This is a genomic window from Hylemonella sp. P2_B10 (genome assembly GCF_056404875.1).
Genome location: NZ_JBFUDE010000002.1, coordinates 282,801 through 295,273 on the forward strand (window position 1 = coordinate 282,801; position 12,473 = coordinate 295,273).

Genomic DNA, 12,473 nt, shown 5'->3' on the forward strand with positions numbered 1-12,473 from the left:
GACGACAGGGGCGCGCCGCCATGGGGGCCCTTCCCCTCTCGCTGCCACGCCAGAACCACCAGAAAGGGCCGCTGCGCCATGCCAGAGTTGCGCCATGCCGATTTCCGTCGCATCGACCTGAACCTGTTGGTGGGCTTTGACGCGCTGATGCAGGAACGCCATGTGGGCAAGGCCGCCGCCAAGGTGTTCATAGGCCAACCGGCCATGAGCCACGTGCTGGCGCGGCTGCGCGAGACCTTGGGCGACGAGCTGTTCGTGCGCTCGGGCAACCGCATGGAGCCCACCGCGCTGGCCATGCAGCTGGCGCCGCAGGTGCGGGCCTGGCTGGCCAATGCCAACCACTTCCTGTTCGCGCGCCAGGCGTTTGACCTCTCAAGGGTGCAGGCCACGCTGCGCATCTCGGCCATCGACGGTGTGGAATCGGTGCTGCTGCCGCAACTGATGGCCGCCTTGCGCGACAGCGCACCGGGCATACGCCTGTGGATCAAGCAATTGCAGCGCAACGAGGTGCTGCCGGCGCTGGACGCCGAAGAGGTGGACATGGCACTGGGCATAGGCCTGATGCCGTTCAAGGAATGGCATTGCAGCGAGAGTGTGGTGATGTCGCGCTTCGAGTGCGTCTATTCACCCGAGCAGATCACGCTGCCCGAGGTGGTGACGCCGCAGGTGCTGTCGCAGTATGAGCATGTGGCCCTGAGCTGGCGCGGCGAAACCGGCTCGGAGGTGGACCGTTTTTTTGAGACGCGCGGGCTCACGCGCAACATCGCCGTGTCGGCCGTCAGCCAACTGGCGGTGATGCAGGTGCTGCGGCAGTTTCCGTTGGTGTCGCTGCAGTCCTGCATGGTCACCTCCATCTACGAGGGTGTGCCAGGCATCGCCGTGCGCATGGTGGCGGCCGAAGACCTGAAGCTGGACGTGCGGCTGATCTGGCACCGCCGCAACGACCAGGACCCGGCGCAGGCCCATGTGCGCCAGCTGGTCAGGGCGCTGCTTGCAAAAGAAGCCGCCCGCCCGAGGGATGGCCTACGGCCGTGCCCGCCGGCCTGAGCCGCTGCAGCGCCGTGGCACACACACCCGTGCGCAGGCAGGCCGTCAGGCTGTCGGCCGGCACCGGGCGGCCAAACAGGTACCCCTGGTAGGCGTTGCAGCCGCAGCCGGCCAGGAAGGCACGCTGCTCCTCGGTCTCCACCCCTTCTGCCACCACCTTCAGACCCATGGTGTGACCCAGCGCCACCACCATCTGGGCTATGGCGGCGTCGTTGGCATCCACCAGGATGGACTGCACGAACGACTGGTCCACCTTCAGCTGGTCCAGCGGCAGCCGCTTCAGGTAGGTCAGCGACGAGTAGCCGGTGCCGAAGTCGTCCAGCGAGAAGCTCACGCCATGGGCGCGCAGCGCTGTCATCTTGGCGATGGTCTCCTCCACGTTGTCCAGCAGCTGGCTCTCGGTCAGCTCCAGCTTCAGCCGGTGCGGGTCAGCGCCGGTGCGTATGAGCGTTGCCAGCACCTGGTCGACAAAATCGGGCTGGCGCAGCTGGCGCGCACTGACGTTGACCGACACCGCGAACTCGCCCAGTTCCCCCAGGCTGCCGTCTGCACTCCAGCGCACGATCTGCTCGCAGGCCATCTCCAGCACCTGCAGGCCCAGTGGAATGACCAGGCCGCTGTCCTCGGCCACGGTGATGAACTCGCCAGGCGCCAGCAGACCGCGCAGCGGATGCTGCCAGCGCACCAGTGCCTCGGCGCCCACCAGCTTGCCATTGGTGCACACCTGCGGCTGGTACAGCAGCAGGAACTCGCGCCGCTGCAGCCCCAGGCGCAGCGCACCCTCCAGCTCCACCCGGGCCGTGACGGCGGCCTGCATCGCGGGGTCAAAAAAGCGCAGGCCGTTGCGCCCGCCGGCCTTGGCCTGGTACATGGCCATGTCGGCACGGCGCAGCAGCTCTGCCAAGCTCTGCCTTTCAGCGCCGAACAACGCCACGCCGATGCTGGGGCTGCTGAAATGGGCCTGACCGGCCAGGTCATAAGGCGCGTTCAACGCCGCCAGCACGCGTTCGCCCACCTGCTCAGTCAAGCGCGCGGCGGCCTCGTCCTGCAAGCCCAGGTCGGTCAGCAGCACCACGAACTCGTCGCCACCCAGCCGTGCCACGGTGTCGCCATCGCGTATGCAGGTGCCCAGGCGCTGCGCCACCTGCTGCAGCAGCAGGTCGCCCACTTCGTGGCCGGCGGTGTCGTTCAGCGTCTTGAAGTGGTCCAGGTCGATGAACAGCAGCGCGCCAAAGCTGCCGCTGCGCTGGCTGCTGGACAGCGCCAACTGCAGCCGGTCCAGCAGCAGGCGCCGGTTGCCCAGCTTGGTCAGCGCATCATAGAAGGCCAGCTCGTGAATTTCCTTTTGGGCCGCCTTCTGCTTGCTGATGTCGGTCTCGGTCCTGACATAGTTGGTGATGTTGCCACTGCTGTCCCGCACCGCCGACACGGTGAACAGAATCGGGTACAGCTCGCCATTCTTGCGCCGAGCCGTCATCTCGCCGCGCCAATAGCCTTTCTCGGCCGCCTGGCGCCAGATCTGCTCGTAGAAGGCTGGCTCATGACAAGGGGAGCGGAACATCTGCGGCTTCTTGCCGATGACTTCTTCCGCGCTGTAGCCGCTGACCTCGACGAAGGTCTGGTTGACGCGCAGGATGACCTGGTTGCGGTCGGTGATCAGCATGCTCTCATGCGCGTCGAAGGCGGTGGCCGCAATGCGCAGTTCACGGTCAATGCGCTTGCGCTCAGCACGGCGAAAACTCTCGCCGGCACCGGTGGGCGTGCGGCGTTGCGGCCGTGCCGCAGCCTGGTTGGAGGTAAGCATCATGGTTTCCAGTTTGCGGGCCAGCCGGGCCTCGGTGTCCTGCAGCTTGCGCTGCTGGGCGGGGTTATCCGGCGTCTCGGGCAACCGGGCCAGCGCCCGGCGTATCAACTCCAGCAGGCGCGCGTTCTTCATGCCAGGCTCAAACGGTCACACGGACCCACACACGGTGCTGCGCGCAGCTTGTTCAGATTCATGTTTGGAGCTTCCCGAAGAACGGGCCGCCTGCCCGCATGGACCGCCTCTCTGAGGTGGAGACGGCATGCAGTATCTGGGTGCAAGACCCCTTTGTACAAATCGAAAATGCGGCCCGGCCGCATTAGCGGCGTCGATAACCCTGACCGCCAAAGGCTTATGCCATGCGGGTTTGCGGCCCATCCATGGCCAGCGCTTATGAAGGCTTAACCGCGCATGCATGCGGTTCGGATGGCACTCGACCTTGCTAGCGCTCCCATGGCGGCGTGCCCTTGAAGGCCTCGGCCAGGAAGTCCACCATCACCCGCACCTTGGCGCTGAGATGGCGCCGGCTGGGGTACAGCGCCAGCACGTCGATGTCGGGGACGTGGTAGAGCGGCAGCAGCGCCACCAGCTTGCCGGCACGCAGCTCCGGGCCGACCAGGAAGCTGGGTTGCTGGATGATGCCGGTACCAGCCAGCGCGGCGGCGCGCGCGGTGTCGCCATTGTTGGTGTGCATCACACAGCGTATGCGGACCATGTGCGGCTTGCCTTGCGCATCGGTGAAATGCCAGTCGTCACCGGTGGACCAGTAGGTGTAACCGACGCAGGCGTGGCCGGCCAGGTCTTGCGGTGTGCGCGGCGTGCCGTGCTTGCGCAGGTAGGCGGGCGACGCGCACACCACATTGCGCGAGCTGGCCAGCTTGCGCGCCGCATGCGCGCTGCTGCCGCCGCGCGAGATGCGCACCGCCAGGTCATAGCCCTCCTCCACGATGTCTACCACCCGGTCGATCAGCGCCACCTCCAGTTCCACCTCGGGGTGCTTCTTCAGGAACAGCGGCCACAGCGGCGCCAGGTGCAGCACACCGAAGCTCAACGGTGCGTTGATGCGCAAGCGCCCGCGTGGCTGCAGCGCGTTGGACGAGGCCAGCGCCTCGGCCTCGGCCACCTCGTCCAGGATGGTGCGGGCACGCTCATACAGCGCCTGCCCGCTCTCGGTCAACGACAGCTTGCGCGAATCGCGGTTCAGCAGCCGCGTGCCCAGCTGGGCCTCCAGCTCGGCCACATAGCGGGTGACGTTGGCCGGCGAGGTGTCCAGCGCGTCGGCAGCGCGGGCAAAGCCTTGCTTGGCGACCACGGTGGTGAAGACTTCAAAGGCGCGCAGCTTGTCCATGCGTTGCTCCAATATTCATTAAAACTGAACGTACAAAGCATTTTTACACCATTTTAGTCATCAAAGATAAATCATACAGTTCGTTCCATGGCAATCACGCCAGACAACCCGCAACTGAAGGAGCAACACCATGAATCGCTTGCAAGGCAAACGTACCCTGATCACCGGCGGCACCAGCGGCATTGGCCTGGAGACCGCGCGCCAATTCCTGGCCGAGGGCGCCCGTGTGGCCATCACCGGCAGCAGCGCCGAATCGATAGAACGCGCCCACCAGGAACTGGGCCAGGACGTGCTGGTCATCCGTGCCGACGCCGGCACGGTGGCCGACCAGCAGATCATCGCCAAGGCGGTGGCCGAACACTTCGGTCAACTGGACGCGGTGTTCATCAACGCTGGCATCGCACAACTGGCGCCGCTGGCGCAATGGACCGAGGCCAATTTCGACCGCCAGATGGCCATCAACCTGAAGGGCCCATTCTTCCTGCTGCAAGCGCTGCTGCCGGTGCTGGCCAACCCGGCTTCCATCGTGCTGAACACGTCGGTCAATGCGCACATCGGCATGCCGACTTCCAGCGCCTATGCGGCCACCAAGGCCGGCCTGCTGTCGCTGGCACGCACACTGTCTGGCGAACTGATTGGCCGTGGCATCCGCATCAACGCCGTCAGCCCCGGCCCGATCACCACCCCGCTGTACGGCAAGCTGGGCATGTCGGCCGACGACCTGCAAAAGACCGCCGCCAGTATCCAGGCGCTGGTGCCCGCTGGCCGCTTTGGCACCGCCAGCGAGATCGCCAAGGCAGTGGTGTTCCTGGCTTCCGATGAGGCCTCGTTCACGGTGGGCAGCGAACTGCTGATCGATGGCGGCATGGGGACGCTGTAGTCTGCATTTGAGGGCCGCAGCGTTTGACGGGATCATGCCGACGCGGCACTCGGCTCCGCGGCTGTCCCCCGGGCCTACGGCCCTCCTCCTTGATGCCGCTGCGCCGAATGCCGAATCGACCTGATCCTGCGAACTTGGCTGGCATGCGACTTCTGGCACGCCAACCGTATTCGCGGCCGGCGTCGCTGGGGCGCGTGACGTAGCGGAATCAAGGAGGAGGGCCGCAGGCCCGGGGGACATTCGCGTAGCCACGCGCCCCAGCGGCGTCGGCAGTTTGCCAACGACACTGAATGCAATCATTGCATCGATATAACTATTGAAATGCATTGGACGGCATAACCCCGCCAGCCCACAATCCGGCTTCCATTCCAACGAGACAAGCCGGCGTGGGCGCTTCTCGCTGCTGCGCCCGTCCGGCCATAAGCAAGGAAGCCATGCACAGCGAAACTTTTGACTACGTGGTGGTCGGCGGTGGTTCGGCCGGCTGCGCGATTGCAAGCCGGCTCAGCGAAGACCCTGGCGTGACGGTTTGCCTATTGGAGGCCGGTGGCAGCGACAACAGTGTGTTCGTGCAGGCGCCAGCCGCCGTGGTGGGCATGCTGCCCATCCCGTTCAAGAACTGGGCCTTCAAGACCGTGCCGCAAAAGGGTCTGAACGGCCGCCAGGGCTACCAACCGCGCGGCAAGGTGCTGGGCGGCTCCAGCTCCATCAACGCCATGCTGTATGTGCGCGGCCACCGTTGGGACTACGACCACTGGGCCGCCCTGGGCAATCCCGGTTGGTCGTATGACGAGGTGCTGCCCTACTTCAAGCGCGCGGAACACAACGAGCGCTTCGGCGCCGACGCCTTCCACGGCAGCGGCGGCCCGTTGAACGTGAAGGACCTGGCACCCTGGCGCGACGCGCAGGGCCACTATGCCCCCAGCGAGCTGAACCAGGCCTTCCTGGCTGCGGCGCAGCTGAACGGCCTGCCGCTGAACACCGACTACAACGGTGCCGAGCAGTTCGGCGCCTTCATGTACCAGGTGACGCACAAGGACGGCGAACGCTGCAGCGCCGCCAAGGGCTACATCACGCCCAACCTGGGCCGCGCCAACCTGTCGGTGAAGACGCAGACCCATACCACCCGCATCCTGATGCAGGAGCGCCGGGCCACAGGCGTGGCCTACACCCAGGGCGGGCAAGCCAAGGAGGCGCTGGCGCGGCGCGAGGTGGTCGTCTGCGCCGGGGCTTTCGGCTCGCCCCAACTGCTGATGCTGTCTGGCCTGGGGCCGGCCCAGCACCTGCAACACCTGGGCATCCCGGTGGTGCAACACCTGGGCGGCGTGGGGCAGAACCTGCAGGACCACATCGACCATGTGCAGACCTGGCGTACCGGCAGCGGTACCCAAAGCTTTGGCGTGTCGCTGGCCGGCACCGGCAAGCTGCCCGGCGCCGTGCTGGACTGGCGGCGCCACCGGCGCGGCATGCTGACCAGCACCTATGCCGAGTCCGGTGCCTTCATGCGCTCGGCTCCGGACGTGGCGGTGCCTGACCTGCAACTGGTGTTCGTGGTGGCCATCGTGGACGACCATGCGCGCAAGCTGCACCTGGGCCACGGCTTTTCCTGCCACGTGGACCTGCTGCGCCCGCACAGCCGGGGCACGGTGGCGCTGGCCAGCCCGGACCCACACGCCGCACCGCTGATTGACCCCAACTTCCTGGCCGACGAGCGCGACCTGGACCTGCTGGCGCGTGGCGTGCAGATGCAGATGGACATCGTCGCCTCGCGCGCCTTTGACCCCTACCGCGGCAAGATGCTCTACGACGTGGACCGCAACAACCTGGCCGCCATCAAGGCAGACATCCGCAACCGCGCCGACACCCAATACCACCCGGTGGGCACCTGCAAGATGGGGCCGGGCAGCGACCCGTTGGCGGTGGTAGACGCCCAATTGCGCGTGCATGGCGTCAACGGCCTGCGCGTGGCCGACGCCTCCATCATGCCCACGGTGACCGGCGGCAACACCAACGCCCCCACCATCATGATCGGCGAGAAGGCTGCCGACATGATCCGCGCCCAGGCCTGAACAACATACCCGACAACGAAGAGACCCCATGACCACCATTACCAAGACCCCCATTGCATTGGCTGCGCTGTCGACCGTGCTGGCCGCCGCACTGCTGGCCGGCTGCGGCAACAAGAACACGGGCGTGGGCGGCGCCGCTGGCGACGCCACACCCACCACGCTGGCGGCAAACGCCAAGATGGCCGAAGGCCTGAAGCTGGACGACCCGCAGGATTTCGAGGATGCCAAGCGCGGCTTCATCGCCCGCCCCAGCGGCAAGATCCTGGCCGCTGATGGCAGCGTGCTGCACGACTTTGATGCCTACAAGTTCATTGAAGGCAAGGCGCCCGACACGGTCAACCCCAGCCTGTGGCGCCATGCGCAGCAGAACGCGCAGATCGGCCTGTTCAAGGTCACCGACGGCATCTACCAGTTGCGCGGCTTTGACATCTCCAACATGACGCTGGTCGAAGGCAAGACCGGCTGGATCGTGGTGGACACCATGACGGCGCGCGAAAGCGCCGCCGCCGCGCTGGCCTTCGCGCGCCAGCAACTGGGCGACAAGCCGGTGACGGCGGTGGTGTTCACCCACAGCCACGCCGACCACTTTGGCGGCGTGCTGGGCATCTTGACGCCCGAGGACGCCGCCAAACGCAAGGTGCCGGTGATTGCCTCCGAGGGCTTCATGGAAGAAGCCACCAGCGAGAACGTGCTGGTGGGCACGGCCATGGGCCGGCGTTCGCTGTACCAGTTCGGCCGCGACCTGGAGCGCTCACCCAAGGGCAATGTGGACACCGGCCTGGGCAAGAACGTGGTCTACGGCAACATCGGCGTGTTGCCGCCCACCCAGCTGATCACCAAGCCGACCGAGGAACTGATGCTGGATGGCGTGCGCTTCATCTTCCACAACGTGCCGGGCGCCGAGGCACCGGCCGAGCTGACCTTTTCCATCCCTGAACGCAAGGCCTACGGCGGCGCCGAGAACCTGGCCCAGACCATGCACAACCTGCTGCCGGTGCGCGGCGCCAAGGTGCGCGATGCGCTGCGCTGGTCGCAGTACATGGATCAGGCGCTGGAGCAAACGGCGGATGCCGAGGTGTACTTCGGCCAGCACAACTGGCCGGTGTGGGGGCATGAGCGCATTGCCCGCTTCATCACCATGCACCGCGACACCTACAAGTACATGCACGACCAGACGGTGCGGCTGATCAATGCAGGCTACACGCCGCGCGAGATCGCCGACACCATCAAACTGCCCAAATCCCTGGCCGAGCACTTTGGCTCGCGCGGCTATTACGGCGACCTGCGCCACAACGTCAAGGCCATCTACCAGTTTTACCTGGGCAACTACGACGGCAATCCGGCCAACCTGAACCCACTGCCGCCGCAGGAATCGGCCAAGCGCTACCTGGAACTGCTGGGCGGACCGGACAAGGCCGTAGCCGCAGCGCAGGCCGCGTTCGACAAGGGTGACTACCGCTGGGCCGCCGAGCTGCTGAACCACGCCGTGTTCGGCGCGCCAGACCACAAGGGTGCCAAGGAACTGCTGGCGCGCACCTACGACCAATTGGGTTACCAGTCGGAAGCCTCGACCTGGCGCAACAGCTACCTGACCGCCGCGCTGGAGCTGCGCAATGGCCCACCGAAGAAATCGGTCAGCCGGGCCAGCCTGATCGAGATGCTGAACCAGACGCCGGTGGAACGCTTCCTGGAAGCCATGGCCGCCGGCCTGGACGGTCCGGCCGCCGAGGGCAAGAACCTGAAGGTGAACCTGGTGCTGACGGACATCAAGGAGTCCTACGTGCTGTGGATAGAAAACGCGGTGCTGCACTTCAAGAAGGCCCCACCTGCCGCCGACGCCAACGCCACGCTGACGCTGACCAAGACCATCTTCATCAAGATGATGGCCGGCACCGCCGGGGTGAAGGACACGCTGCTCAGCGACGACCTGAAGACCGACGGCAGCAAGATTGACCTGGTGCGCTTCTTCACACTGATCGACAAGGCGCCAGGAACGTTTGCCATCGTGACGAAGTAAGCAAGCCAGCTAGGGTGTGGCCAGCACCTCCCGCACCCTCGCCTGCAAAGCCGGCACCACCTGAAGGTCAAACCAAGGGTTGCGCTTGAGCCAGATGTTGTTGCGCGGGCTCGGATGTGGCAAGGGCAGCAGTGCCGGCCAGTGGTCGCGCCACGCGGCCACCGCTTCGGTCAGTGGTCGGCGGGCCAAGGCTGGCAAATGCCACGCCAAGGCGTACTGACCCAGCACCAGTGTCAGCTCGATGTGGGGCAGCGCCGACAGCAAGGGCGCGCGCCACCGGGCGGCACATTCCGGCCGCGGCGGCAAATCGCCTGACGCACCGGTGCCGGGATAGCAAAAGCCCATGGGCACCAGGGCCACCAGGTTGGGATCGTAAAACTGCTCCCGGCCCAGGCCCATCCACTGGCGCAAGCGCTCGCCGCTGGCGTCGTCGAACGGCGTGCCGCTGGCATGCACCTTGCGCCCCGGTGCCTGGCCAACCACCAGGATGCGGGCCTTTCTGCCGGCCTGCACGACGGGACGTACGCCATGGGGCAAATGCGGCGCACACAGCGTGCAGGCGCGCACCTCCTTGAGCAGCAGCGGCAGGGTTTTGGCCACCGGAGGCCGCCTCAGCCCACCGTGGGCATGCCCCGTTCAATCAACGCCTGTACGTCCAAGCCCGCAGGCAGCGTGCCGTAGTTGCGCGCGCCCTGGCTGCCCAGCCGCGAGGCGATGAAGGCGTCGGCCACAGCGGCGTTGCCGGACTGCACCAGCAGGTGAGCCTGCATGGTCAAGCCCAGTTGCTCCACGATGTCGCGGGCGCGGTATTCGGCATCGTCCAGGCTCTTGAACTGCGCCTGCAGGCGCTGCACCGCCTGGTCCAGCACGGCGCTGGCGCCCCGGCTGCCGGCCAGTTCCTGAAACCACACGTCAAACACGGCGGGGGATTTTCCCAAGGCACGCAGCACGTCCAGCGCCTGCACATTGCCCGAGCCTTCCCAGATGGCGTTGATGGGGGCGTCGCGGTACAGGCGGGCGAGGATGAAGTCTTCCATCACACCGTTGCCGCCCAGGCACTCCATGGCTTCGTAGGCGTGGTTGGGGGTGCGCTTGCAAATCCAGTACTTGCCCACCGGCAAGCCCAGGCGCAGCAGCAGTTGTTCGGACTCTTCCTTGGGCGTATCCAGGGCGCGTGCCATGCGCATGGTGATGGCCAGCGAGCCCTCCACCTCCAGTTGCAGGTCAGCCAGCACATTGCGCATGGCCGGCTGGTCCACCAGCCGTTTGCCGAAGGCGCTGCGGTGCGCGCAGTGGTGCATGGCCTGGGCCACGGCCTGGCGCTGGCCGGCGGCCGAGCCCACCATGCAGTCAAAGCGCGTCATGGCCACCATCTCGATGATGGCGGGCACACCGCGACCTTCCTGCCCCACCATCCAGCCCAGGGCGCCGCGCAGTTCGATCTCGGACGAGGCGTTGGACACATTGCCCATCTTGTTCTTCAGCCGCTGCACGTGCACCGGGTTCTTGCTGCCGTCGGGCCGCCAGCGCGGCACCAGGAAGCACGACAGGCCGCAACCCGTTTGCGCCAGCATCAGGAAGGCGTCGCACATCGGCGCCGAGGTGAACCACTTGTGGCCCACCAGCTCATACGCCTCACCAGGGCTTTGCGCACCCAGCGGGTAGGCCTGCGTGGTGTTGGCGCGCACATCGGAGCCGCCCTGCTTCTCGGTCATGCCCATGCCTATGGTCAGCGCCTGTTTCTGCGTGTGCGGCACGTTGCGCGGGTCGTAGCCGCTGGCCAGGATTTTGGGCAGCCATTCCTTGGCGACGGAAGGCGTGGTCTGCAGCGCCGGCACGGCAGCGAACGTCATGGTCAGCGGGCAGCCATGGCCTGCATCCACCTGCGACTGCAAATACGACTGTGCGGCACGCGCTACATGAGCGCCGGCGCGTGGGGTGGTCCAGGGGCCGGCATGGATGCCGCTCTCCAGCGCCATGGTCATCAGGTGGTGGTAGCTGTCGTGGTACTTGACCAGGTCGACGCGGAAACCCTGGCGGTCGTGGCTGAAGAACTGCGGCTTGTACTCGTTGGCGTCAAACCCCCATTGGATGACCTCGGCACTGCCGGTGCGCGCGCCGTAAGCGGCCAGTTGCGGCAGCGCCCAGGCGGCGCCTTCGCGCTGCACGGCCTCCTTCAGCGCGGTATCGGCGTCAAAGGCGTTGTAGTTGGCCAGCGGCGGCGCCTGGTTGAACACGCTGTGGGTGTCTGCACCACCCACGATGTTGCCTTGCAGATGGACGGCGGGTTCGGGTTTGTTCATCAAGGTTCTCCGACATCAAGGCTTCAGGCTGCGGCCGGGGTGCGCGCCCGGCCCAGCAGCCGCAGCAGCACCTGGCCGTAGCCGGGCTCGTAAGGCGCACGCTCGAACACCCCCTGCTGGCGCAGCCAGTGGTGCAGCGTGGGCAGGTTGTAGCAAGGCACGGCGGGCGCCAGGTGGTGCTCAAAGTGGAAATTGACATGGTTGGGCGCCACCGTCAAGCGTGCCCACCAGGCCGCGTGCGTGGTGCGGGTATTGGCCCAGAAATCGTCGCTGCGTGTGCCGCTCAGCCCACCATGTTCGGCGGCATTGCGTATGCGGCTGTACAGCTGGTAGCTGGTCAGCCAGCTGGCGGGCCACAGCAGGTACAGCAGCGGATGCCCCAGCGCGGCGCACAGCGCCAGCAGCACCAGCTGGGCCAGCAGCATGCGCCGGGTGGTCCAGGCCAGCGTCTTGGCGCGCTGCCAGTGACTGCCCGCACCGGCATACAGCCGCGCCAGCCCCAGCAGGCTTTTCAGACCCGACAGGCCCAGCACGTCACGCAAAACCTTGCGCGCCAGTGAGGCGCCGCTGACCGGGTAGTTGGCGTAGTTGGCGATGTCCGGATCGGCGTCGGTGCCGGTCTTCACATGGTGCACCATGTGGTAGGCGCGGTAGCCAGCCATGTCCGCCCCCACCGGCGCACCGCACAGCCAGGTGCCCACCCAGTCGTTCAGCCGGGGCGACGCCATGAAGGAGCGGTGCGCACACTCATGCATCAGGATGGCCAGGCCCAGCTGGCGCCCGCCCAGCAGCAGCATGGCGGGCAGCACGGTGTACCAGGTGGCTTGCCACAGCACCAGGGCGAAGCAGGCGGCGGCCAGCGCCCAGTTCAGGGCCAGCATGCGCCAGCCTTTGGCGTTGGACTTTTGCAGAAAGGGACGCAACTCCTCGCTCGTCAGCAGCTTGTCTCTCATGGTGTTTTCTCGGTGGCGCTCGGGCTGTGGCGTGATTACAGCATTTGCGGCATAC

Annotated in this window: 9 protein-coding genes; 4 read left to right on the plus strand and 5 right to left on the minus strand. The window is 66.3% G+C overall.

Annotation, left to right across the window (positions count from 1 at the left end; translation table 11 throughout):
• Positions 1-78 precede the first annotated feature (78 nt).
• A complete protein-coding gene (locus AC1DX2_RS09155) occupies positions 79-1,047 on the plus strand; it encodes a LysR family transcriptional regulator (RefSeq protein ID WP_477196027.1) in 969 nt (322 codons plus the stop codon).
• On the opposite strand, the gene AC1DX2_RS09160 is transcribed toward AC1DX2_RS09155, so the two are convergent.
• On the minus strand, positions 980-2,983 hold the full coding sequence (locus AC1DX2_RS09160; RefSeq protein WP_477196028.1) for a putative bifunctional diguanylate cyclase/phosphodiesterase: 2,004 nt from the start codon (positions 2,981-2,983) through the stop codon (positions 980-982). The two genes, AC1DX2_RS09155 and AC1DX2_RS09160, sit on opposite strands and share 68 nt — an antisense overlap.
• A gap of 307 nt (positions 2,984-3,290) precedes the next feature.
• Positions 3,291-4,196, minus strand: coding sequence for a LysR family transcriptional regulator (locus AC1DX2_RS09165; protein WP_477196029.1), 906 nt, complete (start codon positions 4,194-4,196; stop codon positions 3,291-3,293).
• Positions 4,197-4,326: 130 nt separating this feature from the next.
• On the opposite strand from AC1DX2_RS09165, the gene AC1DX2_RS09170 reads away from it, so the two are divergent.
• From AC1DX2_RS09170 to AC1DX2_RS09180, 3 genes are all read left to right on the plus strand, one after another.
• Positions 4,327-5,076 (plus strand): SDR family oxidoreductase, encoded by a 750-nt coding sequence (locus AC1DX2_RS09170; RefSeq protein ID WP_477196030.1) that lies wholly within the window; start codon positions 4,327-4,329, stop codon positions 5,074-5,076.
• A gap of 434 nt (positions 5,077-5,510) precedes the next feature.
• Positions 5,511-7,145, plus strand: a complete 1,635-nt coding sequence (locus AC1DX2_RS09175; protein ID WP_477196031.1) for a GMC family oxidoreductase — start codon at positions 5,511-5,513, stop codon at positions 7,143-7,145.
• A 28-nt stretch (positions 7,146-7,173) separates the two neighbouring features.
• Positions 7,174-9,162, plus strand: coding sequence for an alkyl/aryl-sulfatase (locus AC1DX2_RS09180; protein WP_477196032.1), 1,989 nt, complete (start codon positions 7,174-7,176; stop codon positions 9,160-9,162).
• A 9-nt stretch (positions 9,163-9,171) separates the two neighbouring features.
• Here AC1DX2_RS09180 and AC1DX2_RS09185 read toward each other — a convergent pair whose 3' ends face one another.
• The 3 genes from AC1DX2_RS09185 to AC1DX2_RS09195 are packed head-to-tail and all read right to left on the minus strand — an operon-like array spanning position 9,172 to position 12,418.
• Positions 9,172-9,762: a uracil-DNA glycosylase family protein gene (locus tag AC1DX2_RS09185; protein WP_477196033.1), complete on the minus strand. Its 591-nt coding sequence runs from the start codon at positions 9,760-9,762 to the stop codon at positions 9,172-9,174.
• An 11-nt stretch (positions 9,763-9,773) separates the two neighbouring features.
• A complete protein-coding gene (locus AC1DX2_RS09190; protein ID WP_477196034.1) occupies positions 9,774-11,465 on the minus strand; it encodes an acyl-CoA dehydrogenase family protein in 1,692 nt (563 codons plus the stop codon).
• A gap of 23 nt (positions 11,466-11,488) precedes the next feature.
• Positions 11,489-12,418, minus strand: a complete 930-nt coding sequence (locus AC1DX2_RS09195) for a fatty acid desaturase family protein (protein ID WP_477196035.1) — start codon at positions 12,416-12,418, stop codon at positions 11,489-11,491.
• Positions 12,419-12,473: the final 55 nt, after the last annotated feature.

Coding starts and splice junctions, on each gene's coding strand:
- AC1DX2_RS09155 (WP_477196027.1), top strand. CDS start 79: ATGCCAGAGTTGCGCCATGCCGATTTCCGTCGCATCGACCTGAACCTG.
- AC1DX2_RS09160 (WP_477196028.1), bottom strand. CDS start 2,983: ATGAAGAACGCGCGCCTGCTGGAGTTGATACGCCGGGCGCTGGCCCGG.
- AC1DX2_RS09165 (WP_477196029.1), bottom strand. CDS start 4,196: ATGGACAAGCTGCGCGCCTTTGAAGTCTTCACCACCGTGGTCGCCAAG.
- AC1DX2_RS09170 (WP_477196030.1), top strand. CDS start 4,327: ATGAATCGCTTGCAAGGCAAACGTACCCTGATCACCGGCGGCACCAGC.
- AC1DX2_RS09175 (WP_477196031.1), top strand. CDS start 5,511: ATGCACAGCGAAACTTTTGACTACGTGGTGGTCGGCGGTGGTTCGGCC.
- AC1DX2_RS09180 (WP_477196032.1), top strand. CDS start 7,174: ATGACCACCATTACCAAGACCCCCATTGCATTGGCTGCGCTGTCGACC.
- AC1DX2_RS09190 (WP_477196034.1), bottom strand. CDS start 11,465: ATGAACAAACCCGAACCCGCCGTCCATCTGCAAGGCAACATCGTGGGT.
- AC1DX2_RS09195 (WP_477196035.1), bottom strand. CDS start 12,418: ATGAGAGACAAGCTGCTGACGAGCGAGGAGTTGCGTCCCTTTCTGCAA.